The following is a 25,001-nucleotide window of genomic DNA, read 5'->3' as shown; positions in this document are numbered from 1 at the left end:
CGGGCGCGGCGCTCACCGCGCGGCACCGCCCGCCGATCGGTGCCGGGTCAGCGGCGGGAGTGCTCGCGCAGGCTGCGCTGCTCGTCCTCCGACAGCGGGCGCAGGCGCCCCGACCAGCGACGCACCGCGTCACCGAACCAGGGCGCGCCCGGGACCTCGGAACCCCGGTACGGGTACGCGACGAACACCACGACGGCGGTGGCGACGGCGAGGATGAGGAACATCGCGAAGACGATGAACAGCACGAGACAGGCCCTTCGAACCGAGTGTCTGAGGCCCCCCTGGCCCCCTGACTCACACCAGTGAAACACACCCCCGGTGAGGGCTGGCAATCGCGGCCGAGGGGGCCTCCCGGTCGTGCCGGGAGGCCTCCTCGGAGCCGCTCCGGGGCCGCTCCGGGGGCCCTCGGCGGGGCCCGTCCGGGCGCCGTCCGTCAGAGCACGGGGACCCCCGCCATGGCCTCCCGGATGGTGTCGTCGGTGAGCTCGAGGTCGGTCATCCGCCCGGCCAGGAAGTTCTCGTAGGCGCCCATGTCGAGGTGTCCGTGACCGCACAGGGCGGTGAGGATCGTCCGGGAGACGCCCTCCTCCTTGCACCGGTTGGCCTCCCGGATCGCGGCGGCGATCGCGTGGGTGGGCTCCGGCGCCGGGACGATGCCCTGCGTGCGGGCGAAGGCGAGGGCGGCGGTGAAGCACTCGACCTGCCCGATGGCCTCGGCCTCGGCCAGCCCGAGCTCGTAGACGTGGGACACCAGCGGCGCCATGCCGTGGTAGCGCAGCCCGCCGGCGTGGATGGGGTCGGGGACGAAGCCGTGGCCGAGGGTGTGCATCTTCATCAGCGGCGTCATGCCGACGGCGTCGCCGAAGTCGTAGCGGTACTCCCCCCGCGTCAGCGTCGGGCAGGACGCCGGCTCGACGCAGCGGATCGTCGGGTCCATCCGCCCCCCGAGCTTCTCCCGCAGGAACGGGAAGATCAGCCCGCCGAAGTTCGACCCGCCCCCGGTGCAGCCCACCAGCACGTCGGGGGTGTCCCCCGCCATCTCGAGCTGGCGCAGCGCCTCCTCGCCGATGACGGTCTGGTGGAGCAGCACGTGGTTGAGGACGGTGCCCAGCGCGTAGCGGGTGTCGTCGCGCCCGACGGCGGCCTCGACCGCCTCGGAGATGGCGATCCCCAGCGAGCCCGGGGAGTCCGGCGAGGAGGCGAGGATGCCCCGGCCGGCCTCGGTGAGGTCCGAGGGGCTCGGGTGCAGCGTGGCGCCGTAGATCTCCATCATCGTGCGCCGCGCGGGCTTCTGGTCGTAGCTGCTGCGGACCTGCCACACCTCGCAGTCCATGCCGTACTGCGCGGTCGCGAAGGCCAGGGACGTGCCCCACTGCCCCGCGCCGGTCTCGGTGGTGAGCCGCTGCACGCCCTCAGCGTGGTTGTACCAGGCCTGCGGGACGGCGGTGTTCGGCTTGTGGGAGCCGGCTGGGCTGACGCCCTCGTACTTGAAGTAGATCCTCGCCGGGGTGTCGAGCAGCTTCTCGAGCCGTCGCGCGCGCACCAGCGGCGAGGGCCGCCAGATGCGGTAGACGTCCAGGACGCCGCCCGGGATGTCGATCCACCGCTCGGTGGAGACCTCCTGCTCGATCAGGGCCATCGGGAACAGCGGGGCCAGGTCGTCGGGCCCGACGGGCTCGTGGGTGCCCGGGTGCAGCGGCGGCGGCGGGGGCTCGGGCAGGTCGGGGACGACGTTGTACCACTGCGTCGGGATCTGGGTCTCGTCGAGCAGGAACGTGGTGCGCTCGGCCATCGGCACTCCTTCGGGGGTCGGCTGTGGGGCTCAGCGGGTCTCGAGGGCCAGGCGGCCGGCGAGGACGGCGAACGAGGCGGCGAAGGCGGCGCGCAGGCGCTCGACCAGGCGCGGGCGGGCGAGCACCCGGGCCCGCAGGCCGGCCGCCAGGGCGCCGTACGCCGCGAACACGACGAGGGTCAGCGCGGCGAAGACCCCGCCGAGCAGCAGAATCCGACCGGCGGCCCCGGGGGTGCCGGCGGGCACGAACTGCGGCAGGAAGGCGAAGAAGAACAGCGTCAGCTTCGGGTTGAGCAGGTTGAGGGTCACGCCGGACACGAGCACCTGCCGGGTGCCTCCCGGACGACGGTCCGCGTCCACCTCGAGCGGTTCGCGGCGTCCGCGCCAGGTGGCCCAGGCCATCCAGAGGAGGTAGGCGACGCCCAGGTACTTGAGCACCGCGAACGCGACCCCGCTCGCGTGCAGCAGCGCCGCGAGGCCGGTGACCGCGGCGAGCAGGTGCGGCAGGACGCCGAGGGTGCAGGCCACCGCCGCGAGCAGGGCGGCGCGGGTGCCGCGGGCGAGGCCGGTGGCGACCGTGTAGAGCGAGCCGGTGCCGGGGGTGACGACGATGACGGTCGCGGTGAGCAGGAACGCGGTCCAGGAGGCGGCACTCACGACCCGGAGACTCCCACCTGGCACCCGCGCCGTCGAGGGGTCGTCCCGTCAGGCGGGCCCGGGTCGGGCCTAGGCCGGCTCCGCCTCGCGCAGCCGCTGGGAGATGACGGTCGACACGCCGTCGCCGCGCATCGTGACGCCGTACAGCGCGTCGCCGACCTCCATGGTCCGCTTCTGGTGGGTGATGACGAGCAGCTGGGAGGTCTCGCGCAGCTCCTCGTAGATCTCGAGCAGCCGGCCCAGGTTGGTGTCGTCGAGCGCGGCCTCGACCTCGTCGAGGATGTAGAAGGGGCTCGGGCGGGCCTTGAACAGGGCCACCAGGAAGGCGACCGCGACCAGGGACCGCTCGCCGCCGGACAGCAGCGAGAGCCGCTTGACCTTCTTGCCGGGCGGGCGCGCCTCGACGTCGACCCCGGTGGCGAGCATGTCGCCCGGGTCCGTCAGCAGCAGGCGCCCCTCGCCGCCGGGGAACAGCCGCGAGAACACGTGGTCGAACGCCGCGGAGACGTCCTTCCAGGCCTCCGTGAAGACCTCCTCCACCCGGCTGTCGACCTGCCGGACGATGTCGAGCAGGTCGTTCTTGGTCCGGCGGAGGTCGTCCACCTGCTCGGAGAGGAAGCGGTGGCGCTCCTCCATCGCGGAGAACTCCTCCAGCGCCAGCGGGTTCACCCGGCCGAGCTGGGCGAGCTCGCGCTCCGCGCGGCGCAGGCGGGCGGCCTGCTCCTCGCGCACGTAGGGCAGGGTCTGGACGGCGGCGGGCTCGTCGTCCTGGGCTTCCGGCTCCGGCTCCGCCTGCTCGACCGGGACGCCGACCCCGGGCCCGAACTCGGCGACCAGCGCGTCGGGGTCGAGGCCCGTCTCGGTCATCGCCCGCTCGGCCAGCTGCTCGAGCCGCATCCGCTGCTCGGCCCGGGCCATCTCGTCGCGGTGGGCCGAGCCGACCAGCTCGTCGTGCCGCGTCCCGAGCTCGCGCAGCTCGGCGCGGCACTCACGCAGCGCGGTCTCCCGGTCGGCGCGGCCGGCCTCGATCTCGGCGCGGGCCGCGGCGGCGACCTCGACGGAGGCGGCGAGGCGCTCGAGGACGAGGCCGGCGGTCCGTTCGACGGCGGCGGCGGTGCTGGCCTGGCGCTGCATGCGCTCGCGCCGCTCGACCGCGCGGGCCCGGGCCTCGCGCTCGGCGGCGGCGGCCCGGGTGAGCTCCTCGGCGCGGCCGTGGAGGGCGCGGCCGCGCTCCTCGGCGGTCCGCAGGGCGAGCCGTGCGTCGGTCTCGGCCTGGCGGGCGTCACGGGCGGCGGCGGCGAGCTCGTCGCGGCGACGGGTGTCGGGCTCGGTCCCGGTCTCCGGGGCGGCCTCCGCCTCCGTCAGCCGGGTCTCGAGCTCGGCGAGACCCTCCAGGTCGGCGGTGCGCGCCTGCTCGGCCGTCGTGATCGCCGCAGCCAGCCGCTCGGCCTCGCCGCGTGCCGCCCGGGCCGCGGAGCCGTACTGGCCCAGCTCCTCGGCGACGGCGGCGAGGGTCGCGTCGGACTCGTGCAGCCTCGCGAGGGCCACGTCGACGCGGCGCTGCGCCTCCTCCCGCTCGGCCTCGAGCCGGGAGGTCTCGAACGTGAGCCGCTGGGAGGCCGCGGTGGCCTCGGCGAGCTGCTCGGCGGCCTCCTCGACCGCCGCCGTGACCTCGAGCAGGCTGGGCTGGCTGGCGGAGCCGCCGGCGGCCCAGTGGCGACCCACCACGTCGCCCTCGCGGGTGACCGCGACGAGGGACGGCCGGTCCTCGACGAGCGAGCGGGCCGCGTCGAGGTCGTCCACGACGACGACGTCGCCGAGCAGCCCGCGCAGGGGCGCCTCGGTGCCGGCCGGGCCGGTGACCACGTCGACGGCGTACGTCGCCCCGGCCGGCAGGTCGGGCCGGCCCGCCGGGTCGCCCGGGGCGTCGGGGTCGGTGACGAGCAGGCCGGCGCGGCCGAGGTCCTCGGCCTTGAGGTGGCGGATGGCGCCCGAGGCGGCGCCGGTCCCGGCGACCACGACGGCGTCGGCGGCCGACCCGAGGGCGGCCGCGACGGCGGCCTCGAAGCCGGCCCGCACGGTGAGCAGGGCGGCGACCGAGCCGAGGACGCCGTCCAGCTGCTCGCTCGCCGCGAGGAGCGCACCTGCGCCGTCCTTGCGCGACAGGCCGAGCTCGAGGGCGTCCTTGCGGGCGGCGAGCGCGGTGCGGTCGCGGTCGGCCTGAGCGACCTCCCCCGCCAGCTTCGCCAGCCGGTCGGTCACGTCGTCGAGGGCGGACGACGCGGCCTCGTGCTCGGCGTCCAGGCCCTCCTCCCCCGCGTCCAGGCCGGCCACGCGGGTCTCCAGCGCCGTGAAGTCGCGCTGGGCGCGCTCCGCGCGGGCGACGGCCTCGGCGCGGGCGTCGGTGAGGCGGCCGACCTCCGCGTCGGCCGCGGCGGCCCGCGAGCGCAACGCGTTGACCCGGCCGGTGAGCCGGGCCAGGCCCTCGCGCCGGTCCGCGGCGGCCCGCTGCAGCCCGGCGAGCGCCCGCTCCTCGGAGGCGGCGGCGTCCTCGGCGGCCGCGCGGGCGGCGACCGCCTCCTCCAGCGCCGTACGGCGGGCCGCGACGTCGGCGGCGATCCGCTGCTCCGCCTCCCGGGCCGCCGCGGCCTCGGCCTCGGTCTCCTCGGGGTCGCGACCGGTGCTCGTGGGGGCGCCGGCGTCCGCCTGGGCGCTGCGGAGCCGCTCGGCGGCCAGCGACCGGGTGCCGCGGAGGCGCTCGGTCAGTCCCGTCAGCCCGAACCAGGTCTCCTGGGCGGCCGACAGCGCCGGGAGGTCCTCGCGCAGCGCCGCCTCCAGCGCGGCCTCGCGCTCCCGGGCGGCGGCCAGGCGGCGCTCGACCTCGGCCTGGCGCTCGCGCAGGGCGGTCTCGTCGGCGAGGTCCCGCGCCAGGACGTCCCGGGCGGTGACGACGTCGTCGGCGAGCAGGCGGGCGCGGGCGTCGCGCACCGCGGCCTGCACCGATCGCGCCCGGCGGGCGACCTCGGCCTGGCGTCCCAGCGGCTTGAGCTGGCGCCGGATCTCGGTGAGCAGGTCCGCGAGCCGGGTCAGGTTGCCCTCGCAGGCGTCGAGCTTGCGGAGCGCCTTCTCCTTGCGCTTGCGGTGCTTGAGGACGCCGGCGGCCTCCTCGATGAAGCCGCGGCGGTCCTCCGGGGTCGCGTGCAGGATGGAGTCGAGCTGGCCCTGCCCGACGATGACGTGCATCTCGCGGCCGATGCCGGAGTCGCTGAGCAGCTCCTGGACGTCGAGGAGCCGGCAGCCCTGGCCGTTGATGGCGTACTCCGAGCCGCCGTTGCGGAACATGGTGCGGCTGATCGTGACCTCGGCGTACTCGATCGGCAGGGCGCCGTCGGAGTTGTCGATGGTCAGCTGGACCTCGGCCCGGCCCAGCGGCGGGCGGCCGGAGGTGCCGGCGAAGACGACGTCCTCCATCTTGCCGCCGCGCAGGGACTTGACGCCCTGCTCGCCCATGACCCAGGCGAGGGCGTCGACGACGTTGGACTTGCCCGAGCCGTTGGGGCCGACCACGCAGGTGATGCCCGGCTCGAGCCGCAGCGTCGTGGACGACGCGAAGGACTTGAAGCCCTTCAGCGTCAGGCTCTTCAGGTACACGGGGCTCTCCTCGGACAGCGCACAGCGGGGGCGTCGCGTCTCGGGGAAGGGCTCGGCCGCCTCAGCCTAACCACGGGCGCCGACGGCGCCGTGGCACCCACGCCGGACGGCGGGGCGCTGGGCGGGTGCCCGGGGCCGTGAGGGCTCCCGGGGCGGGGAGCAGCCTCAGGCGGGCTGCATCACCGCGTCGCGCTCGCGGAGCACCGCGAGGTCGGCGACGAGGCGGTCGTTCTCCTCCGACAGGTGACGCACGAGGGCCTCGAGGTCGGCGACGCGGCCGCGCAGGCGGGCGTTCTCGACGTCGAGGCGGGCGCTCGCGGCGGTGTCGCGTCCGAGGTGTCCGAGCAACGCCTTGGCCATGGGTCCTCCGGGGAAGTACGTGGGTGTGCGTGGTGAGCGGTGCGCCCGGGGGGGGCGCGGCGGCGGGTCGGCGCCGGCGGTGCGGTGTCACGGCCCGTGATGTGGGCCGTCGACCAGCGTGACACCCCGCACCGGCCGGGGTCAACGTCGCGCGCGTCGCGCCCGGGGCGTGGGCTGGCACCGGGGGCAGAAGAACGACGAACGGTTGGTGAAGACGATGCGTCGCATGGGCGTGCCGCACCGCAGGCAGGGCAGGCCCTCGCGGCCGTAGGCGGACAGCGACCGTGCGAAGTAGCCCGACGAGCCGTTGACGTCGACGTACAGCGCGTCGAACGACGTCCCGCCCTGGGCGAGAGCCTCGGTCATGACCTCGCGGACGTGGCCGAGGAGCTCGCGGCACTGCCGGGCGGTGAGGCGGTCCCCGGGGCGGTCGCCGTGCAGCCGCGCCCGCCAGAGGGCCTCGTCGGCGTAGATGTTGCCGATGCCGGAGACGAGCGTCTGGTCGAGCAGGAGCCGCTTGACCCCGGCGGTGCGGCGCCGGACCCGCCGTGCCCAGGCGTCGTCGTCGAACGCCTCGTCCAGCGGGTCGAGCGCGATGTGGGCGATCTCGGGCGGGACGTCGTACCCGCCGTCGCTGAGCGCCAGCCCCCCGAACATCCGCTGGTCGACGAAGCGGAGCTCACGGCCCTCGGCGGCGCCCTCGAGCCGCATCCGCACGCGCAGGTGGCGCTCGTCCGGGGCGTCGGCGGGCTGCACGAGCATCTGGCCGCTCATGCCGAGGTGGGCCATCAGGGCGTCGTCGGTGGGGCGCCCGTCGGCGTCGTCGAGCGGGACCCAGAGGTACTTGCCGCGTCGTCGGGCCACCCCGAGGCGGCGCCCGGTGAGGGCGAGCGCGAACCCGGCCGGCCCGCGGGGGTCGCGGCGCACGGGGCGGGGGTGCAGGACGTCGACCGACACGACACGGGCGCCCGTGACCCAGCGCTCGAGGCCGGCACGGACGACCTCGACCTCGGGGAGCTCGGGCACGGTGGGGCGGTGACCTACTCGCCGGTGCGGCCGGCGTCGCCCGCCGGGGTCTGGGTGGGCGAGCGGTGCGCGACCAGCTCGCCGTACGCCGTCTCCGCGGCGGCCTGCTCGGCCTCCTTCTTGGAGCGGCCGACGCCGTTGCCGTAGAGACCCCCGGCGACGCGGACCCGGGCGGTGAAGGTCTTCGCGTGGTCGGGGCCCTCGTCGGTGATGACGTACTCGGGGACGCCGAGGTCGTCCTCGGCGGCGAGCTCCTGCAGGGAGGTCTTCCAGTCGAGGCCGGCGCCGAGCTCGGCGGCCGTGGCCATGAGCGGGTCGAACAGCCGGTGGACCACCTCGGCGGCCACCTCGAGGCCGCCGGAGAGGTGGATCGCGCCGATCACAGCCTCGATGGTGTCGGAGAGGATCGAGGCCTTCTCCCGGCCGCCGGTGCTCTCCTCGCCCCGGCCGAGCTTGACGTGCTCCCCCAGCCCGATACCGCGGGCGACACCCGCGAGGGCGCGGGCGTTGACGACGGCGGCCCGGAGCTTGGCGAGACGCCCCTCGGACAGGTCCGGGTGGGTCAGGTAGAGCGTCTCCGTCACGACCACGCCGAGCACGGAGTCCCCCAGGAACTCGAGGCGCTCGTTCGTGGGCAGCCCACCGTTCTCGTAGGCGTACGACCGGTGCGTGAGGGCGCGCTCCAGCAGCTCGACGTCCAGGACCGGATCGCCGAGGGCTGCGCGCAGCGCGGTGTAGTTCAGTGGCCCGGTGGTGCTGATCGGCAGAGCCGGCCGGTCAGAGGACCTGGCGGCGGGCGTTGCGCGCGCCGTACTGGCCGCAGGAGCCGCAGGCGCGGTGCGGCAGGTGCTTCTCGCCGCAGGCCGGGTTCGCGCAGGTGACCAGGGTCGGCGCGACGGCCTTCCACTGCGACCGGCGGTGCCGGGTGTTGCTGCGCGACATCTTGCGCTTCGGGACTGCCATGTCGTTCTCCTCGCCCGGGCCGGTCTCGGCCCTCTCCTGGTGCTGCTGTCCGTGCTGGGTGGTGCTGGGTGGTGCTGGGTGGTGCTGGCTGGTGCTGGCTAGTGCTGGTGGTGCGGGTCGTGCTGGTCTGGTGCGGCACCCAAGGATGCCGTGTCGTGCACCCCGAGCGCACGTCGGGGCGGCTTACGACGTCAGTCCCCGTCGGGACGGAGCGTCGTCAGCGCCTGCCACCGCGGGTCGATCGGCTCGTCGTGGTGGTGGTCCGGGTCGTCCGCGAGCCGGGCGCCGCACTCGACGCACAGCCCCGGGCAGTCCTCCCGGCACAGCGGCTGGAAGGGCAGCCCCAGCACCACGGCGTCGCGCAGGACCGGCTCGAGGTCGAGCAGGTCGCCCTCCATGCTGCGGGTGCCGTCGTCCGGGTCAGGCTCCCCGCGACGCGCGTCGTCGTCGTACACGAACAGCTCCTGGAACCGGGCGTCGACCTCGACCACGTCGGGGTCGGTGATCGGCTCCAGGCACCGCACGCACTCGCCGGCCAGGACGGTCCGGGCCGTCCCCGTGACGAGCACGCCCTCCATGACCGCCTCGAGCCGCAGGTCCAGGTCGACGGGCGACCCCTCGGGGACGGCGAGCACCTCGATGCCCAGGTCCGCCGGGGCCGGGACCGTCCTCGTCACCTCGCGCTGGGACCCGGGTCGGCGGCTCAGCTCGCGGGTGTCGAGCACGAGCGGCGCTCTCGGGTCCAGGCTGGGCAGGGTGATCACTCTCGGGTCGGTGCGCGGTCACGGGAACGACGTCCTCGTCCGCTGCGGCAGATCAGCGGTCAAGATTAGCGGGCGCCCGTGGGCGCGACCAAACCATCGCCGAGTCGGCCCGGACACACGCCCCACCGACGCCGGGTCGGCGGGTCAGAGGCGGGCGCGGAGGGCGTCGAGGACGACCGGCGGCACGAGGGCGGAGACGTCGCCGCCACCTCGCGCGACCTCCTTGACGAGGCTGGACGACACGAACGACCACCGCGGGTCGGTGGGGAGCAGGACGGTGTCGAGGCCGGTGAGGTGCGCGTTCATGTGCGCCATCGGCTCCTCGTAGTCGTAGTCCTTCGCCCCGCGCAACCCCTTCACGACGGCGGTGACGCCCTGCTCGGCGCACCAGGTGACGAGGAGGCCGGAGAAGCCCTCGACCCGGACGCCGTCGATCTCGCCGACGGTCCTGCGGAGGAGGTCGAGGCGCTCGTCGGGGGTGAAGAGCTGGCTCTTCGACGGGTTGGTGCCGACGGCGACGACGACCTCGTCGAACAGCGCGGCCGCCCGGCGGACGACGTCGACGTGGCCGAGCGTGACGGGGTCGAACGACCCGGGACAGACGACGCGGACCACGGTCACACTCCCTCGTCGCCCGGCTCGTCGGCAGGCTCGGGACCGGCGGCGCGAAGGTACCAGAGCGCGGTCTCGCCGTAGGTGCGTCCGCGCTCGACCTCGAGGCCGGCGGGCAGGGTGGGCTCGGGGCTGCGGGCGGAGCGCTCCACGACGAGGACGGCGTCGTCGGCGAGCCACCCGCCGTCGACCAGCGCGGCCAGCGCGGCGGTGAGCTCGGGCTCCCCCACCGGGTACGGCGGGTCCGCCAGGACGACGTCGTACGGCGCGGCGGGCTCGCGCCCGAGGGCGGTGGCCACCGAGGCGGTGACGACGTCGGCGACGTCGCAGCCCACGTCGGCGGCGTTGCGGCGCACCAGCCCGGCGGTGGCCCGGTCGCGCTCGACGAGGGTGAGCGCGGACGCGCCCCGCGACCACGCCTCGAGGCCGAGGGCGCCGGAGCCGGCGTACAGGTCGAGGACGCGGAGGCCCTCGAACCCCCCGAGCCGGGCCTCGAGGGCGGAGAACAGCGCCTCGCGGACGCGGTCGGACGTCGGCCGCGTCCGCTCCCCCGAGGGTGTGCGCAGGCGCCGTCCACCGGCGACGCCGCCGACGATCCGGGTCACGAGCGGTCCATGAACTCGGAGGCGGCGCTGGCCTCGAGCTCGAGGACGCCCGCGGCGAGCGCCGGGCGGGTGGCGAGGTCGGGATCCTCGTCGAGCAGGCCCACCGCCGCCTCCCGGGCGGCGACGATCGTCTTCTCGTCGCGGAGCACCCGCAGGCTCTGCAGACCCGACCGGAAGCCCGACTGCGACCGCCCGAGCACGTCGCCCTCCCGTCGCTGGGCGAGGTCGACCCGGCTGAGCTCGAAGCCGTCGGACGTCGCGGCGACGGCGTCGAGCCGCTCCCGGGCCGGGGTCTGCGCCTCGGCGTACGACACCAGCAGGCACAGACCGGGCAGGCCGCCGCGACCGACGCGGCCGCGCAGCTGGTGCAGCTGGGAGACGCCGAACCGGTCGGCGTCCAGCAGCACCATCGTGGTCGCGTTGGCGACGTCCACACCGACCTCGATGACCGTCGTCGAGACGAGGACGTCGATCTCCCCCGCGGCGAACGCTCGCATCGCGCGGTCCTTGTCCTCCGGCGTCATCCGCCCGTGCAGCGGCGCGACGCGGAGACCGGCGAGCGGGCCCTCGGCCAGCAGTGGCGCGACCTCCTCGACGGCGGCGAGCGTCCGCTGCGGCTTCTCCTCCACCGGCTCGTCGAGGTCGTCGTCCCAGCCGACCGCCGGGTCGGTCTCGCCCTCCTCCTGCTCACCGGCGCTGATGCGGGGGCAGACGACGTACGCCTGGTGGCCCTTCTCGACCTCCTCGCGCACGCGCTCCCAGGCCCGGTCGAGCCAGCGCGGCTGGTCGGCGAGCGGGACGACGTTGGTCTGGATGGGCGCCCGCCCGGCGGGGAGCTCCGACAGCACGGAGGTCTCGAGGTCGCCGAAGACGGTCATGGCGACGGTCCGCGGGATCGGCGTCGCGGTCATGACCAGCACGTGAGGCGGCGTCCCCGCCTTGTCCGTCAGCGCCGCACGCTGCTCGACGCCGAACCGGTGCTGCTCGTCCACGACGACGAGGCCGAGGTCGGCGAAGGAGACGTGGTCCTCCAGCAGGGCGTGCGTCCCGATGACGAGCCCGGCCTCGCCCGAGGCCATCCGCAGCAGGGGCTCGCGCCGCTGCGTCTTCGTCATGGAGCCGGTGAGCAGCTCGACGGCGGTCCCGTCGGGGTGCCCGCCGAGCATCCCGCCGCTCGCGAGGTCGCCCAGCATGGCCGTGATGGAGCGGTGGTGCTGCTGGGCCAGCACCTCGGTCGGCGCCAGCAGCGCGGCCTGGCCGCCGGAGTCGACGACCCGCAGCATCGCCCGCAGCGCGACCAGGGTCTTGCCGGAGCCCACCTCGCCCTGCAGCAGCCGGTTCATCGGGTGGTCGCGGGCCAGGTCGGCCTCGATGTCGGCCCCGACCTGCTGCTGGCCCTCGGTCAGGGTGAAGGGCAGCCGGGCGTCGAAGGCCGCCAGCAGCCCCCCGCCCCCGGTGCGGGCCCTGGCGCCGAGCGCCCGCACGGCGGCGCGGCGCCGGGCCAGCACGAGCTGGGTGACCAGGGCCTCGGAGAACTTGAAGCGTTGCTGGGCGCGGCCCAGCTGCGCCCAGTCGTGGGGCGCGTGGACCCACTGGAACGCCGTGGTGAGGTCGAGGACGTCGAACCGCTCCCGGTCGGCCCGGTCGAGGGGGTCCGGGACCTCGCCCACCATGTCGAGGGCGGTCCGGACCGCGGTCAGGATCGCGAACGAGTCGATCCTGCCCGTCACGCGGTACACCGGGAGGAGGCCGCTCAAGGACTCGGCGACCGCCGGGTCGACCTGGGCCGGCGAGCCCTCGAACATCACCTTGTGGGGGCTGCCGAGCTGCCAGGCGTTGCGGAACAGCTTGGTGCGGCCGGTGAACACCCCCCGCGAGCCCGGCGGCATCTCGGCCGCCAGCGCCTCCGCGTGGGCGGAGTTCTTCGCGAAGAACGTCGCCTCCAGGGTCGGCCCGCCCGCCGCCGTGGCCAGCCGCACGGTGGTGCGGAACGCCAGCCGGGGCCCGGCGCGGTGGCTGCGGACGTCGGTCGACAGCACGCGCGCGACCACCATCAGGTCCTGCCCCTCCGCGAGGGACCCGAGCTCGCTCTCGCCCTGCGTCTCGAGGTAGCGACGGGGCAGGTGCCACAGCAGGTCTCCGACGGTGCGCAGGCCGAGGTCCTCCTCGACCCGCTTGCGGGTCACCGTGGCGCGGCCGAAGACCGCCGCGACCGGGGAGTCGAGCGTGGTGTCGGGCACGGTGTTCCTCCTGTCCTACTCCACCGAGAGCAGCACCGGGTAGCGGTCCTGGCCCCCGTCGTACACCACGACGTCGACAGCGGGGTGGTGCTCCTCGACGTACGCCGCCAGGGCGGCCGTCGTGCCCGCGTCCTCCTGCCCCGCGACGAGGGTGACGAGGTCGCCGCCACCCGCCAGGAGGCGCTCGGCCACGTCACGGGCGACGGTCGCCAGGTCCGACCCGACGACGGCGAAGTCACCGGCGATCACGCCGAGCACGTCACCGGGCTCGCACGGGCCGGCCATGGTCATGCCCCGCCGGGCGGCCACCGTCACCGCGCCCTGCCTGACGTGGCGGGCGGTGGCGGTCATCTCGAGGACGTCGGCGGCGAGCGTCCGGGCCGGCTCGTGGACCGCGAGCGCCGCCAGGCCCTGGACCTGCGAGCGGGTCGGGATCACCGCCACCTGGACGTCGCCCCGCTCCCGCAGCGTGCTCGCGGCGAGCTCGGCGGTGGCGACGGTGTCGGCGTCGTTCGGCAGGACCACGACCTCGGCGACGTCCCCGGCGTCCATGGCCTCGAGCAGCATGCCGGCGGAGGGCCGCCGACCCGGCCCGCCCGGGACGACGACCGCCCCGGCCTCGGCGAACAGCCCCTCCAGGCCGGGGCCCGCGGCGACGGCGACGACGCGTCGTCCCGACCGCTCGACGCCGGGGGCGGGCGGCAGGGCGGTGATGGCGATCTCCGAGGGGGTCCCGGCGGCCAGGCCGGCCTCGACCGCGGCGCCGGCGTCGTCGACGTGCACGTGGACCTTCCACAGCCCGTCGCCGCCCACCACCACGAGGGAGTCGCCGAGGGCGCCGAGGCGCGCCCGCAGGGCCGGGACGGCGTCGTCGGGCGCCCGCAGCAGGTAGACGACCTCGTACGCCGACCTCGACGGCTCGGAGGGGGGCGTCCCCGGTGAGCGGGGCGCGGTGGACGCCGCGGGCACGGGGTGCCCGACGACCGGGATGCGGTGGGCGGCCAGCGGCGCCGGGACGGACACGGGCCGTCGGCCGGTGAGGACGTGCTCGGCGGCGTCCAGGACGACGACCAGGCCGCGCCCCCCGGCGTCCACCACCCCGGCCTCGGCGAGGACGGCGAGCTGCTCGGGGGTGTGGCTCAGAGCCTCACGCGCGGCGGCGGCCGCGTCGGCGACGACCCGGCGCACGCCACCGGTGGTGGCGGCCTCGGTCGCGGCCTCGGACGCCGCGCGGGCGACGGTGAGGATCGTGCCCTCGACCGGCTCCCCCACCGCGGCGTAGCTGGCCTCGACCGCCGCCGCCATCGCCCGGGCCAGGACGCTGCCCGGTCGCGCCGTCGCCACCCCGTCCTGCTCGGGCGCCGGCTCGGCGAGGACCCGGGCCACCGTGGCCGAGACGGCGCCGAGCATCTGGCTGAGGATCACGCCCGAGTTGCCCCGCGCACCCAGCAGCGCCCCGCGGGCCATGGTCGCCCAGACCTCGCCGAGCGCGGGCGCCTCGCGCACCGGGGCGTCGGGGTCGGCCCCGGGCAGGGCGCGCACGGCGTCGCGGGCCGCGGAGAGCGTCAGGTAGAGGTTCGTGCCCGTGTCGCCGTCCGGGACGGGGTAGACGTTGAGGGCGTCGATCTCCTCGCGGGCCGCGGCCAGGGCCTCGGTAGCCTCGTCGAGGAAGCGCACCAGGGCCGGGACCTCGCTGGTCTCCCCCGCGCTCACCACGCGCGACAGGCTAGAGGAGCCGGATTCGCTCCCGCGCGACCGCCTCGGCTACGCTGCTGCGGTTGCCTCCGGCGCCCTCGGGTGTCGCGTGCACAGAACTTCGTACCTCGATCCCAGGAGCTGACAGTGGCCGCCGTCTGTGACATCTGCGCCAAGTCCCCGGGCTTCGGTCACAACCGGCCGTGGTCCCGCAAGATCACCAAGCGTCGCTTCGACCCGAACATCCAGCGCGTCCGCGCCAAGGTGAACGGCACCCCGAAGCGTCTCAACGTGTGCACCAGCTGCATCAAGGCCGGCAAGGTCACCCGCTGACGCACTGAGCCGTCCGACAGCCCCCGACGCCCCGGCGTCGGGGGCTGTCGTGCGTCGGGGCCCGTTCGTCGGCGGCGGCCCCGCCGCCGGTCGCCGGCGCTCCGCCCACCCCCGGCGCTGGACCGCCTCAGCCCGGCGGGTCCCAGCCGGGGACCTCGGCGGCCTCGGCGGCGAGGGCGTCGAGGACGGTGGCGACGGCGACCCGGACGGCGCGGTCGGGTCGGGACAGCGCGGCGATGCGGCGGACCGGCCGCTCCGCGCGGCTGCGCTCGGGGCGGACCGGCCGCAGCACGAGCCGGGCGTCGCCGGCCCCGCCGACGGCGTGCTCGACCGCCTGGCGCGGCATCAGGGCGACCCCGTGCCCGGCGGCCACCAGCGCCTCCTGCACGCGCAGGTCGGTGTAGCGGTGGCCCACCCGGGGAAGCCGGTCGGCGGCCGCGAACCAGGCCACCAGGGCCCGGTCGAACGGCCAGCCGACCGGGACGCCCACCCACGTCTCGTCGGCGACGTCGGCCACCGTGACCTCCGACAGGCCCGCGAGGCGGTGCCCGGGCGGGGCGACGACGTCGAGCGGCTCCGACGCGAGGTCGCGGACCACGAGCCCCCGCGCCGGTCCGTCGGACCACCGCCCGTCGACCCACGCCCGGTGGCCCAGGACGACGTCGACGTGGTCGGTGCGGTCGGCGTACGCGTCGCCGACCATGTCGGCCTCGACCACGTCGAGCCCGAGCTCCGGGTGCACGGCCAGGCGCCGCAGCAGCCCGGGCAGCAGGGCCTGGCCCGCGGTCGGGTAGACGCTGAGCGTCACGGCGCCCGCCACGCGGTGGCGGTAGGCGTCCCAGGTCGCCTCCACCCGGGCCCGGGCCTCCTCGAGGTCGCGCGCGGCGAGCGCGAGCGCCTCCCCGGCGTCGGTGAGCTCGACGCCGCGCCCCACGCGGGTGAGCAGCGCCGTCCCCGCTTCGCGCTCGAGGACCTTGAGCTGCTGCGACACCGCCGTCGGGGTCAGGTGCAGCGCCTCCGCGACCGCGGTGACGCTGCGGCGCCGGGCCAGCTCGTGCAGCAGGGCGAGCCGCCGGGGCTCCAGGTCGACCATGAACCGACGCTACAACGTCGATGAACTGATGCTCGATGGATCTTCACGGTCGGTGCGGGGAGGATGGGCGTCGTGCCGATCACCTCGATGCCGACCCGCGACGTCCTGCTCGCGGCCTTCGTGGCCGTGACCTGGGGGGTCAACTTCATCGCCATCGACGCCTCCCTCGACCACTACCCGCCGATGTTCCTGGTCGCGCTGCGGTTCGCGGTGCTCGCCGTCCCCGCGGTCCTCCTGGTCCGCCGCCCGCAGGTGCCGCTGCGCTGGCTGCTCGGGTACGGCGCGGGGTTCGGGATCGCGCAGTTCGTGCTCCTCTACTGGGGCCTCGAGGCGGGGATGCCCGTCGGGCTGGCCTCCCTCGTGCTGCAGGCGTCGGCGCCGTTCACCGTGCTCCTGGCCGCCGGTCTGCTCGGCGAACGGCCCTCCCGGGTGGCCATGGTCGGCGTCGGGATCGCGGTGGCCGGCCTCGCCGTCATCGCCGCCTGGCGTGGGCTGACCGTCTCCGTCCTGCCGGTCGCGCTCGTGCTCGGCGGCGGCCTCGGGTGGGCGTTCGGCAACCTCTGCTCCCGCAAGGCGCAGCCGGAGTCGCCGTTCGCGCTGATGATGTGGATGACGGTGGTGCCGCCGCTGCCCATGGGCCTGCTCGCCCTGGCCGTCGAGGGGCCGGACCGGATCGGCCGCTCGCTGGCCACCGCGTTCACCCCCGAGGCGCTGCCCGCGAACCTGGGCCTGGCCTACACCGTCGTCGTGGCGACCGTGGTCGGCAGCGGGATCTGGACGGCGCTCCTGCGCCGTCACCCCTCCAGCGCGGTCGCGCCCTTCTCGATGCTCCTGCCCGTCACCGGTTTCACGGCCGCCTGGCTGGTGCTGGGCGAGGTGCCGGCGCTGGTGGAGGTCCTCGGCGGGCTCCTCGTCGTGACCGGCGTCCTGCTGCCCACGATCGTGCGGGCCGTGCGCGGCCGGCCGGCCCGTCCGGAGGTCGGGACCGGGGACTCAGAAGTGGGTCCAGCCCCCGGCGCCCTCGTGGACGACCCCGTCGACGGTGACCGCCGGAGCGTCGCCGGCCGCTAGCACCGACCCGATCACCCGGAAGGCCGCCGGGACCTCGGCGTCGGCGGGGAAGGTGGCGACCAGGGCGTGGTCGTCACCCCCGGTGAGCACGAGCTCGGTCGGGTCCGAGCCGGTGGCCGCGGCCACGGACCGCAGGGCGTCCGGGACCTCCAGCGCGTCGCGGCGCAGGTCGACCGAGACGCCCGAGGCCCGGGCGAGGTGGGCCAGGTCGCCGAGCAGCCCGTCGGAGACGTCGAGCATCGCGGTCGCGCCGGCGTCGGCCGCCGCCGGGCCCGCGTCGTACGGCGGCTGCGGGCGGCGGTGCGCCTCGACGAGCGCCCGCGGCGACCGGAAGCCCCGGCTGAGGACGGCGAGACCGCCCGCCGCCCAGCCCTGGCGGCCGGCGATCGCGACGACGTCGCCGGGCTCCGCCCCGGAGCGAAGGACCGGGTCGATCCGGCAGCGGCCGATCACCGTCACCGCGACGACGATCGCGTCGGCGCGGGTCAGGTCGCCGCCGACGACGGAGGCCCCGACGAGCGCGCACTCCTCGGCGAAGCCCCGGGCGAAGTCGAGCACCCACGCCACCGGCAGGTCGGGCGGCGCCGCGAGACCGACGGTCAGGCTGTGGGCGCGCCCGCCCATGGCGTTGATGTCGGAGAGGTTCTGCGCGGCCGCGCGGTGGCCGACGTCGGCGGCCTCGGACCACGCGCGCCGGAAGTGGCGGTCCTCCACCATGAGGTCCGTCGACACCAGCACCTGGTCGTCGTCGCACCACAGGACCGCCGCGTCGTCGCCGGGGCCGACGTCCACGTGCTCGCCCTGCTCGAAGATCGCCGTGAGGGCGTCGATGACCGAGAACTCCCCCAGGTCGGCGAGGGTCGCGTCCCGGGGGACGTCGCGGGCCGAGGAGGGGGACGGGTCTGCCGGGGCCATGGGTCCATCACAGCAGAGCGACCCGTTGCCCCCGACGCAGGCACGCGCGGTAGGTTGACCCGTGACACCGATCACCCGGGCGAGCCGTCCGGCGCGTCGGGCCCACCGGTTCTCGTGCGTTCGAAGGGGAGCTCACATGGTCGTCCAGGCGTACGTCCTGATCCAGACCGACGTCGGCAAGGCCGCCGAGGTCGCCGCCGAGGTCGCCAAGGTCAAGGGCGTCACCATGGCGGAGGACGTCACCGGTCCGTACGACGTCATCGTGCGCGCGGAGGCCCGCAACGTCGACGAGCTCGGCAAGCTGGTCGTCGCGAAGGTGCAGACCCTCGACGGCATCACCCGGACGCTGACCTGCCCCGTCGTCCACATCTGACCGAGCCCCTGTCCCGACCGGTCCGGGGCCTGCTCGCCGCGCTCCTGCTGCTGGGGGCCGCCACCGCCTGCACGCCCACGCTCGAGGTCGACACCCCCGAGGTCGACGGCGCCGACGCGCGCGTCTGCGACGCGCTGGCCGACGCCCTGCCCGACGAGCTGGCGAACGCCCGACGCCGCGAGGTCGTCTCCAGCGGGTCGGAGGCCGTCGCCTGGGGCGACCCGCCGATCGTGCTCTCCTGCGGGGTCGGCACCCCGCTCGGCTTCAGCCGCGTGGCCTCCGCCTGCCAGGACGTCGCCGGCGTCGACTGGTTCGTCCCCGACGAGCAGATGGAGGACCAGACCGCCGAGGCGGTCGCCACGACCATCGGCTTCGACCCGGCCCTCGAGCTGCGCATCCCGGCCGACTACCGGCCCCCGGTGCAGGTGCTGATCGAGATCGCGCCGGCGATCAAGGACACGGTGCCGAACCCCAACCCGTGCGTCGTGGCCGACCCGCGCGACTGACCCCGCTCGCCCCTCCCGAGCAGGCTCAGTCCGCGCCCGCGGCCCGGTCGACAGCGGGCGTCACCTCGACGTGGGGTCGCGACTGCCACAGGGCCCACTCGGCGCTGACGTCGCCGGCCGTGCGCAGCAGCAGCGGCAGGTGGTCGCCGAGCAGCCGGTCGGTGGGGGTCTCGGCGGCGTGGACCGTCACGTTCATCGCCGCCCGGACGACGCCCTCGCCGTCCCGCACGGGACAGGCCACGGACCGCACGCCGGGCGCGAGCTCCTCGTCGGCCAGCGCCCAGCCGCGGGCCCGGACCTCCACCAGCTCCTCGCGCAGCCGCTCCGGCGTCCGCCCGATGTACGGGGGCAGGCCCGCCCGGCTGGGCAGGTCCAGCACGCGCTCCAGCTCGTCGGGCGCGAGCGCGGCGAGCAGCACCTTGCCCTGCGAGGTCTGCGGGGCGGGGAACAGCGTGCCGATCTCGACGCGCAGCGCGATGATCTTCGGCACCGCGACGCGGGCGACGTACACGATGTCGCTGCCGTCGAGCTGCGCCATCGACGAGGACTCCCCCGTCCGCGCGACGAGCGCCTCGAGGTGCGGCCGGGCGATGTCCCACAGCCCCAGCGACGAGACGTACGCCGTCCCGAGCTCGAGCACCCGCGTCGTGAGGGCGAAGGTCGGCCCGTCGGTGCGGACGTAGCCGAGCTCGGTCAGGGTCAGCAGCAGCCGCCGCGCCGTCGGCCGCGCGAGGCCCGTGGCCTCCGCGACCTCGCTGAGCGACATCGGGCGGGACGCCGTACCCAGGCTGCGCACGACGTCGAGGCCGCGCGCCAGCGCCTCCACGAAGTCCGGTCCCGATCCCCGTCCCGCCACGTCACCCCTCCGTCGCTCCGCCGGCCGCTCGCCCCTCGGCCCCTCAGGAACCGGTCGGCTCCCCGAAGATGGTGCCCCGGGCGCCGTGCGTGGCGTGGGACTTGTACTGCGTGTACTGGTACGGGTTGTCGAGCACGGCGCCGTCGTCGTCCGGCATCGCCGGGTCCATCCCGCCGGCCCACACGTCGTCCCCCATGTCGGCGCGCAGGTGCTCGACGGTGGCCTCGACGTCGCGGCGCACCGCGGCGAGGTCGGCGCCGACGAGGCGGCCCTCCGACTTCACGACCCTGCCGCCGACGAGCACGGTGTGGACGTCGCCGCGCTGCGCCTGCAGGGCGATGTGGCCGTAGGGGTTCAGCAGCGGGAACGAGTACGCCGAGTGCTCGTTCTTCAGCAGCACCACGTCGGCGGTCTTGCCAGGCTCGATGCTGCCGAGGTCGTCTCGCCCCAGCGCCTTCGCACCACCCAGGGTCGCCCACTCCACGACCTGCTGGGCGCGCAGGTGCAGCTGGGTGACGGTGTCACCGACCGCGTGCGCCTCGAGGTGCTCGCGGGAGCGGTCGGCGCCGAGCGTCGTCCGCATGGCCGTGAACAGGTCGGCGCTCCACCAGACGCTGGTGTCGTGCGACAGCGAGACGTCGATGCCGTGGCGGCGGACCTGCCAGGTGGGCGGGTAGCCCTGGCCGGCGCTCTGCTCGGACTCCGTCGAGACCGAGATCGAGCCGCCGCTGGCGGCGATGCGGTGGTAGGAGTCCGTGGTCAGCGTCGCGGCGTGCACGTAGACCGTGTCGGGGCCCGCGAAGCCGTGGTCGTGCATGAGCCGGATGCCGTCGTCGTTGGTCGCGCCCCAGACGCCGGCGTGCGTGGTGACCGGGACGTCGAGGTCGCGGGCCACCTCGAAGGCCGCCCGCTCGGGGAACTCCGGGTCGCCGGTGACGTCGAAGGCGAGCTGGACGCCGAGGCGGCCGCGCTCGCGCGTGCGCCGGACGAAGTCCTGCACCTCCGCCTGCGTCGTCCACTCCCAGGGCGCGGCGGCGATGTTGCCGTAGGCCAGCACGAACCGGCCGGGCACGGCCTCGAGCGCCTGCGCGGCGGCCTCGGCGTGCTCCACGGTCTGCAGCCCGTGGGACCAGTCGACCGTCGTGGTGACGCCGGCCTCGAGGGCGTCCCAGGCCGACAGCGTGTTGCCCGCGTGGACGTCCTGGGGCCGGAAGCGGCGGCCGTGCTCGAGGTAGTACCAGACGAAGTACTGCGTCAGCGACCAGTCCGCGCCGTACCCGCGCATGGCGGTCTGCCACATGTGGCGGTGCGTGTCGATCATGCCGGGCATGACGACGCCCCCCGTCGCGTCGACCTCGGTCGTGCCCGCGGGCACCTGCAGGTCGGTGCCCACCTCGGCGATGCGGTCGCCGACCACGAGGACGTCGGCGCCGTGGAGCACCCGGCGCCCGGCGTCCATGGTCACGACGGTGCCGCCGCGCAGGACGACGGCTCCGGTGTCGGGGTGGACGGACTCGCTCATGACGTTCTCCGGTTCTGCGGACACCTGTCCGCTTGACGGTCGGCTCGGGAGTTGCCACTGTGGCCCTCGTCACCTGCGGCTGTCAACGACACCCCGAACGAGGGCTCTGGGAGCCGGTGACCTCCTCGTACACATGTCCGCGGAGCCGAGCTCGACCGTCCAGGAGGCGCCCCACCGATGACGACCCCGGAGCGCAGCGGCCCCCTCGCGGGCCTGCTGGTGGCGGACTTCTCGCGGATCCTGGCCGGGCCGTACGCCTCGATGCTGATGGCCGACCTGGGTGCGGAGGTCGTCAAGGTCGAGAGCCCAGGCGGCGACGACACCCGCTCGTGGGTGCCGCCCGTGCGCACCGACGCCACGGGGGCGACGGTCGGGACGTACTACCTCGGCATCAACCGCAACAAGCGGTCCATCGCCCTCGACCTCAAGGACCCCGCCGACGTCGCGGTGGCGCAGCGCCTCGCCGCGCGCGCCGACGTCATGCTCGAGAACTTCCGGCCCGGCGGGCTCGCGAAGTTCGGCCTCGACTACGACTCGGTGGCGGCCACCAACCCCGGGATCGTCTACGCCTCGATCAGCGGCTTCGGCAGCAGCGTGGAGGGAGCGAGGCTGCCGGGCTACGACCTGATCGTGCAGGCGATCTCGGGGTTGATGAGCCTGACCGGGTCGCCCGACGGCGCGCCGTACCGGGCGGGGATCTCGGTGTTCGACGTCATGGCCGGCATGCACGCCACGATCGGCGCGCTCGCGGCGCTGCAGAAGCGTCACGAGACCGGCCGCGGCCAGCACATCGAGGTCAACCTCATGGCCTCGGCGCTGTCCGGGATGGTCAACCAGACCTCGGCGTACGTCGCGGGCGGGACGGTGCCGCACCGGATGGGCAACAGCCACCCGAGCCTCTTCCCCTACGAGCCGCTCCCCTGCCGCGACAAGGACCTCATCGTCACCGCGGGCAACGACGGGCAGTTCCGCAAGCTGGTCGAGGTGCTCGGCGTCCCCGAGCTCGCGGACGACGAGCGGTTCGCCCGCAACGAGGCCCGCAACGCCCACCGCGACGCGCTGCGCCCGCTGCTCGTCGAGCGGCTCGCCACCCGCGACGCGGACGACTGGTTCACCGAGATCATCGCCGCGGGTGTGCCGTGCGGGCCCATCAACTCCGTGGACGACGGCGTCGCGTTCGCGACCTCCGTCGGCCTGGAGCCGGTGGTCGAGGTCGGTGAGGGCGAGGCGATGGTGCCGTCGATCCGCCACCCGATCCGGCTCTCCGAGACCCCACCCGACTACGTCCTGCCGCCTCCGGGGCTCGACCAGCACGGTGCCGAGATCCGGGCGTGGCTCGAGGAGGACGCATGACCGACTCCCCCGGCTCCCCCGACCTGCGCTTCCCCACCTCGCTGGGGACCTCCACCGCCGACGAGATCCGGCTGCTCGGCCACGACCTGACCGCCGAGCTGATGGGCGAGGTGGGGTTCGGCGAGCTGGCCTTCTGGCTGGTGGCGATGCGCCGTCCGAGCCCCGGTGAGGTGCGGGTGCTCGAGGCGGTGCTGGTCGCGCTCGCCGACCACGGCTTCACCCCGACCGCGATCGCGGCGCGCCTGACCTACCTGTCCGCCCCCGACTCGCTGCAGGGCGCGCTGGCCGCGGGCCTGCTCGGCGGGGGCTCACGGTTCCTCGGCGTCACCGAGGACTGCGGGCAGTGGCTGCACGCCGTCCTGGACGACGACCCGGCGCCCGAGGACGCCGACGACCTCGAGGCCTGGGACGCCCTCGCGCTCGCCGCCGTACGACGCACCAAGGACGCCGGCCGCTTCGTGCCGGGCATCGGCCACCCCGTCCACAAGCAGGGCGACCCCCGAACCCCGGTGCTGCTGCGCATCGCGGAGGAGGAGGGCCTGCGCGGACCGCACCTGCGGCTCTTCGAGGCGGTGGGCCGCACCCACGAGCAGGTGCTCGGCCGACGGCTGCCGCTGAACGGCGCCGGGGTGTGCGGGGCGGCCCTGGCCGACCTGGGGCTGCCCGTCGAGATGCTCCGCGGGTTCGCCCTGCTGGCCCGCGCCGCCGGGCTGCTCGGGCAGATCGCCGAGGAGCGGCGCCGTCCGATCGGCATGGACGCCTACCTGGCCGTCGACCGCAACGCGGTCTACGTCGACCCCGAGACCACCGGCTCCGACCCCGAGAGCGAGGCCCCCTGATGGCGACCGTCTGCGCGGTCATCGCGTCGACCCACCACCCGTTCTACTACCGGGCGAGCACCGCCGTCGGCGACGACCGGCCGCCGTTCGCGGACGCCTGGGTCGAGAAGATCGAGCGCTTCCGCGAGACGCTGACCGCCGCGCGGCCCGACGTCCTGGTGATGGTGGGCAGCGACCACTTCCACCAGCTGTGGCTGGACAACATGCCGCAGTTCCTCGTCGGCAAGGCGCCGACGTACGACGCGAACTGGTACAACGAGGAGCGCGAGTTCGGGCTCCCCCGCTTCCACCTGGCGGGCGAGGAGCAGCTCTCCGAGCACATCCTGCGGCAGGGCCTGGACTCCGGCTTCGACCTGGCGTTCAGCAACGAGCTGCGGATCGACCACTCGATCACGTGCCCGATCATCACGCTGCGGCCCGAGGCGGACCTGCCGATCGTGCCGATCTACACCAACATCTTCGCGCCGCCCCTCCCGCCGCCGTGGCGGTTCGTGGAGCTGGGCCGGCAGATCCGCGCGATGGTCGAGTCGTGGCCGTCGCAGCAGCGGGTCGCGATCATCGGCACCGGCCACCTCTCGCTCGAGCTGGGCGGGCCCCGCCAGTTCGGCCCGCACGGCCCCGACCCGGAGTTCGACCGCCGCGCCGTCGACTGGATCGCCCGCGGCGACGTCACCGGGTGCCTCGAGGAGGTCACCCTCGACAGCCTCCACCTCCCGGGCAACGCGACCCACGGGTTCATGGACTTCATGCTGATGATGGGTGCCGCCGGCGACGGCGTCCCCGCCGACCACGTCGACTCCCTCGACCTGTTCCACACGATGGAGGCCTACTTCACCTGGTTCCCGGGCGGGGACCCCCGGACGGGGGCGGTCCGATGAGCAAGTACCTGCTGAACAAGTTCCTCTTCACCGTCGACCGCGACCCCGAGCTCGTCGAGCGCTACCGCACGGACCCGGTCGGTCTCGTCGAGTGGTGGGAGGCCGAGATGGCGAACCGCATCCTCGGCTCGATCAGCGAGGAGCGGTCCACCTGGCTCGCGTTCACCGACGAGGAGCGTCGCGCGTTGAGGACGCACGACCACGTGGCGCTCTTCGGGATGGGCGCGCACCCCTTCCTGACGCTGACGCTGTTCATCGCGATGTTCGAGCGCGACCACGGGCCGCTGGAGTACCAGAAGGCGTACGGCGCCGCGCTCGCGCACCTGTCGCTGCCCTACCCCGACATCGCGACGTAGGCGGGCCGAGCAGTGCGTGCGCTCGTCGTCACCGAGCCCGGCCGCCCCCCGGTCGTGGCGGACCGGCCCGACCCCGTCGTCGCACCGGGCACCACGCTCGTGCGGGTCACGGCCGCCCCGGTCGTGCCGCTGGACCTGCTCTGCGCGTCGGGCACGTCGTACTTCGGGGCGCCGGCGACGCCGTACGCGCCGGGGGTGCAGGGGGTCGGCCGCGTCGAGGCGTCCGACGTCCACCCGGTCGGCGCGCGGGTGTTTGTGGCGACGACGGCGGGCATGGCGGCCGGCGACGGCGCGCTGGCCGAGCGGGTCGTCGTCCCCGACCCGGCGGTGACCGTGCTGGAGGACGTCGACGACCTGCCGGACGCCGCCGTCGCGGCGCTGGGGCTGTCGGCCGTCGCGGCGTGGGCGTGCCTCGTGCTGCGCGCCCGGGTGGCGCCGGGCGAGCACGTGCTCGTCCTCGGCGGCGGGGGCGCCGTCGGCCAGGCCGCTCTGGGGGCGGCCCGGCCGCTCGGCGCCGCACGCGTGGTCGCGGGGTGCCGCC

Annotated in this window: 26 protein-coding genes; 9 read left to right on the top strand and 17 right to left on the bottom strand. The window is 75.2% G+C overall.

Translation table 11 applies throughout. The features are described from left to right. Positions 1-47 precede the first annotated feature (47 nt). The 13 genes from MJ876_RS19205 to MJ876_RS19145 all read right to left on the bottom strand — a co-directional run bounded on the left by MJ876_RS19205 (position 48) and on the right by MJ876_RS19145 (position 14,386). Positions 48-245, bottom strand: a complete 198-nt coding sequence (locus tag MJ876_RS19205; protein ID WP_240238857.1) for a hypothetical protein — start codon at positions 243-245, stop codon at positions 48-50. Positions 246-433: 188 nt separating this feature from the next. Continuing rightward, a complete protein-coding gene (locus MJ876_RS19200) occupies positions 434-1,792 on the bottom strand; it encodes a TrpB-like pyridoxal phosphate-dependent enzyme (protein WP_240238855.1) in 1,359 nt (452 codons plus the stop codon). Positions 1,793-1,822: 30 nt separating this feature from the next. Continuing rightward, a complete protein-coding gene (locus MJ876_RS19195) occupies positions 1,823-2,449 on the bottom strand; it encodes a LysE family translocator (RefSeq protein WP_240238854.1) in 627 nt (208 codons plus the stop codon). Positions 2,450-2,518: 69 nt separating this feature from the next. Continuing rightward, positions 2,519-6,100 carry a chromosome segregation protein SMC gene (smc, locus tag MJ876_RS19190; protein WP_240238851.1) on the bottom strand — a complete coding sequence of 1,194 codons (3,582 nt, stop codon included), beginning with the start codon at positions 6,098-6,100 and terminating at the stop codon, positions 2,519-2,521. 165 nt (positions 6,101-6,265) lie between these two features. After that, positions 6,266-6,460: a hypothetical protein gene (locus MJ876_RS19185; RefSeq protein WP_240238849.1), complete on the bottom strand. Its 195-nt coding sequence runs from the start codon at positions 6,458-6,460 to the stop codon at positions 6,266-6,268. Between the two features lie 141 nt (positions 6,461-6,601). Then, positions 6,602-7,486, bottom strand: a complete 885-nt coding sequence (gene mutM, locus MJ876_RS19180; protein ID WP_240238847.1) for a bifunctional DNA-formamidopyrimidine glycosylase/DNA-(apurinic or apyrimidinic site) lyase — start codon at positions 7,484-7,486, stop codon at positions 6,602-6,604. A gap of 14 nt (positions 7,487-7,500) precedes the next feature. Continuing rightward, positions 7,501-8,247 carry a ribonuclease III gene (gene rnc, locus MJ876_RS19175; protein WP_374202487.1) on the bottom strand — a complete coding sequence of 249 codons (747 nt, stop codon included), beginning with the start codon at positions 8,245-8,247 and terminating at the stop codon, positions 7,501-7,503. A 16-nt stretch (positions 8,248-8,263) separates the two neighbouring features. After that, positions 8,264-8,449 (bottom strand): 50S ribosomal protein L32, encoded by a 186-nt coding sequence (gene rpmF, locus MJ876_RS19170; RefSeq protein WP_240238845.1) that lies wholly within the window; start codon positions 8,447-8,449, stop codon positions 8,264-8,266. Positions 8,450-8,640: 191 nt separating this feature from the next. Continuing rightward, positions 8,641-9,204, bottom strand: a complete 564-nt coding sequence (locus MJ876_RS19165; RefSeq protein WP_240238939.1) for a DUF177 domain-containing protein — start codon at positions 9,202-9,204, stop codon at positions 8,641-8,643. A gap of 153 nt (positions 9,205-9,357) precedes the next feature. Continuing rightward, the gene (gene coaD / locus MJ876_RS19160) at positions 9,358-9,834 is read right to left on the bottom strand and encodes a pantetheine-phosphate adenylyltransferase (protein WP_308192626.1); all 477 of its coding nucleotides are present in this window, start codon (positions 9,832-9,834) and stop codon (positions 9,358-9,360) included. Further along, positions 9,831-10,430 (bottom strand): 16S rRNA (guanine(966)-N(2))-methyltransferase RsmD, encoded by a 600-nt coding sequence (rsmD, locus tag MJ876_RS19155; protein ID WP_240238843.1) that lies wholly within the window; start codon positions 10,428-10,430, stop codon positions 9,831-9,833. Before rsmD ends, coaD begins: the two co-directional genes overlap by 4 nt. After that, positions 10,427-12,670 carry an ATP-dependent DNA helicase RecG gene (locus MJ876_RS19150; protein WP_240238841.1) on the bottom strand — a complete coding sequence of 748 codons (2,244 nt, stop codon included), beginning with the start codon at positions 12,668-12,670 and terminating at the stop codon, positions 10,427-10,429. The genes rsmD and MJ876_RS19150 overlap by 4 nt, the downstream gene beginning before the upstream one ends. Positions 12,671-12,685: 15 nt before the next feature. Beyond that, complete coding sequence (locus tag MJ876_RS19145; protein ID WP_240238840.1) at positions 12,686-14,386, bottom strand: DAK2 domain-containing protein; 1,701 nt, start codon at positions 14,384-14,386, stop codon at positions 12,686-12,688. 126 nt (positions 14,387-14,512) lie between these two features. Here MJ876_RS19145 and rpmB point away from each other — a divergent pair, with 126 nt between their 5' ends. Beyond that, a complete protein-coding gene (gene rpmB / locus MJ876_RS19140; RefSeq protein ID WP_240238838.1) occupies positions 14,513-14,698 on the top strand; it encodes a 50S ribosomal protein L28 in 186 nt (61 codons plus the stop codon). A gap of 127 nt (positions 14,699-14,825) precedes the next feature. On the opposite strand, the gene MJ876_RS19135 is transcribed toward rpmB, so the two are convergent. Further along, positions 14,826-15,791, bottom strand: a complete 966-nt coding sequence (locus MJ876_RS19135) for a LysR family transcriptional regulator (RefSeq protein WP_240238837.1) — start codon at positions 15,789-15,791, stop codon at positions 14,826-14,828. A 72-nt stretch (positions 15,792-15,863) separates the two neighbouring features. Between MJ876_RS19135 and MJ876_RS19130 the strand changes: the two genes are divergently transcribed. Next, positions 15,864-16,862, top strand: a complete 999-nt coding sequence (locus MJ876_RS19130) for an EamA family transporter (RefSeq protein ID WP_240238836.1) — start codon at positions 15,864-15,866, stop codon at positions 16,860-16,862. Here MJ876_RS19130 and MJ876_RS19125 read toward each other — a convergent pair. Continuing rightward, positions 16,785-17,777, bottom strand: a complete 993-nt coding sequence (locus MJ876_RS19125; protein ID WP_240238835.1) for a thiamine-phosphate kinase — start codon at positions 17,775-17,777, stop codon at positions 16,785-16,787. The genes MJ876_RS19130 and MJ876_RS19125 overlap by 78 nt on opposite strands. A gap of 136 nt (positions 17,778-17,913) precedes the next feature. Between MJ876_RS19125 and MJ876_RS19120 the strand changes: the two genes are divergently transcribed. Together MJ876_RS19120 and MJ876_RS19115 are read left to right on the top strand one after the other, a co-directional pair. Next, positions 17,914-18,150: an Lrp/AsnC ligand binding domain-containing protein gene (locus tag MJ876_RS19120; protein ID WP_240238937.1), complete on the top strand. Its 237-nt coding sequence runs from the start codon at positions 17,914-17,916 to the stop codon at positions 18,148-18,150. Further along, positions 18,129-18,656 (top strand): DUF3515 domain-containing protein, encoded by a 528-nt coding sequence (locus MJ876_RS19115; RefSeq protein WP_240238936.1) that lies wholly within the window; start codon positions 18,129-18,131, stop codon positions 18,654-18,656. The genes MJ876_RS19120 and MJ876_RS19115 overlap by 22 nt, the downstream gene beginning before the upstream one ends. A 25-nt stretch (positions 18,657-18,681) precedes the next feature. On the opposite strand, the gene MJ876_RS19110 is transcribed toward MJ876_RS19115, so the two are convergent. Together MJ876_RS19110 and MJ876_RS19105 are read right to left on the bottom strand one after the other, a co-directional pair. Continuing rightward, positions 18,682-19,512 (bottom strand): IclR family transcriptional regulator C-terminal domain-containing protein, encoded by an 831-nt coding sequence (locus tag MJ876_RS19110; protein ID WP_240238834.1) that lies wholly within the window; start codon positions 19,510-19,512, stop codon positions 18,682-18,684. A 43-nt stretch (positions 19,513-19,555) separates the two neighbouring features. After that, complete coding sequence (locus MJ876_RS19105) at positions 19,556-21,034, bottom strand: amidohydrolase family protein (RefSeq protein WP_240238832.1); 1,479 nt, start codon at positions 21,032-21,034, stop codon at positions 19,556-19,558. A 177-nt stretch (positions 21,035-21,211) separates the two neighbouring features. On the opposite strand from MJ876_RS19105, the gene MJ876_RS19100 reads away from it, so the two are divergent. The 5 genes from MJ876_RS19100 to MJ876_RS19080 all read left to right on the top strand — a co-directional run. Further along, on the top strand, positions 21,212-22,387 hold the full coding sequence (locus MJ876_RS19100) for a CaiB/BaiF CoA-transferase family protein (protein ID WP_240238830.1): 1,176 nt from the start codon (positions 21,212-21,214) through the stop codon (positions 22,385-22,387). Continuing rightward, positions 22,384-23,226: a citryl-CoA lyase gene (locus tag MJ876_RS19095; RefSeq protein ID WP_240238829.1), complete on the top strand. Its 843-nt coding sequence runs from the start codon at positions 22,384-22,386 to the stop codon at positions 23,224-23,226. Before MJ876_RS19100 ends, MJ876_RS19095 begins: the two co-directional genes overlap by 4 nt. Next, on the top strand, positions 23,226-24,104 hold the full coding sequence (locus tag MJ876_RS19090) for a hypothetical protein (RefSeq protein ID WP_240238828.1): 879 nt from the start codon (positions 23,226-23,228) through the stop codon (positions 24,102-24,104). The genes MJ876_RS19095 and MJ876_RS19090 overlap by 1 nt, the downstream gene beginning before the upstream one ends. After that, a complete protein-coding gene (locus MJ876_RS19085; RefSeq protein ID WP_240238827.1) occupies positions 24,101-24,460 on the top strand; it encodes a hypothetical protein in 360 nt (119 codons plus the stop codon). The genes MJ876_RS19090 and MJ876_RS19085 overlap by 4 nt, the downstream gene beginning before the upstream one ends. Before the next feature lie 12 nt (positions 24,461-24,472). Continuing rightward, positions 24,473-25,001 (top strand): alcohol dehydrogenase catalytic domain-containing protein (locus tag MJ876_RS19080; protein WP_374202486.1); only part of this gene is annotated, 529 nt, incomplete at its 3' end.

It is taken from the genome of Nocardioides sp. CFH 31398 (assembly GCF_022436705.1).
Lineage (GTDB): Bacteria > Actinomycetota > Actinomycetes > Propionibacteriales > Nocardioidaceae > Nocardioides.
The sequence above is the reverse complement of the archived record's forward strand: the minus strand, read 5'-3'. Positions and strand labels throughout refer to the sequence as shown.

What these genes read in the sequence shown, in the direction of transcription:
- MJ876_RS19105 (WP_240238832.1), bottom strand. Translation starts at nt 21,034, where the DNA reads ATGAGCGAGTCCGTCCACCCCGACACCGGAGCCGTCGTCCTGCGCGGC.
- MJ876_RS19200 (WP_240238855.1), bottom strand. Translation starts at nt 1,792, where the DNA reads ATGGCCGAGCGCACCACGTTCCTGCTCGACGAGACCCAGATCCCGACG.
- MJ876_RS19100 (WP_240238830.1), top strand. Translation starts at nt 21,212, where the DNA reads ATGACGACCCCGGAGCGCAGCGGCCCCCTCGCGGGCCTGCTGGTGGCG.
- MJ876_RS19085 (WP_240238827.1), top strand. Translation starts at nt 24,101, where the DNA reads ATGAGCAAGTACCTGCTGAACAAGTTCCTCTTCACCGTCGACCGCGAC.
- MJ876_RS19125 (WP_240238835.1), bottom strand. Translation starts at nt 17,777, where the DNA reads ATGGCCCCGGCAGACCCGTCCCCCTCCTCGGCCCGCGACGTCCCCCGG.
- MJ876_RS19120 (WP_240238937.1), top strand. Translation starts at nt 17,914, where the DNA reads ATGGTCGTCCAGGCGTACGTCCTGATCCAGACCGACGTCGGCAAGGCC.
- rpmF (WP_240238845.1), bottom strand. Translation starts at nt 8,449, where the DNA reads ATGGCAGTCCCGAAGCGCAAGATGTCGCGCAGCAACACCCGGCACCGC.
- MJ876_RS19185 (WP_240238849.1), bottom strand. Translation starts at nt 6,460, where the DNA reads ATGGCCAAGGCGTTGCTCGGACACCTCGGACGCGACACCGCCGCGAGC.
- MJ876_RS19090 (WP_240238828.1), top strand. Translation starts at nt 23,226, where the DNA reads ATGGCGACCGTCTGCGCGGTCATCGCGTCGACCCACCACCCGTTCTAC.
- MJ876_RS19135 (WP_240238837.1), bottom strand. Translation starts at nt 15,791, where the DNA reads ATGGTCGACCTGGAGCCCCGGCGGCTCGCCCTGCTGCACGAGCTGGCC.
- MJ876_RS19095 (WP_240238829.1), top strand. Translation starts at nt 22,384, where the DNA reads ATGACCGACTCCCCCGGCTCCCCCGACCTGCGCTTCCCCACCTCGCTG.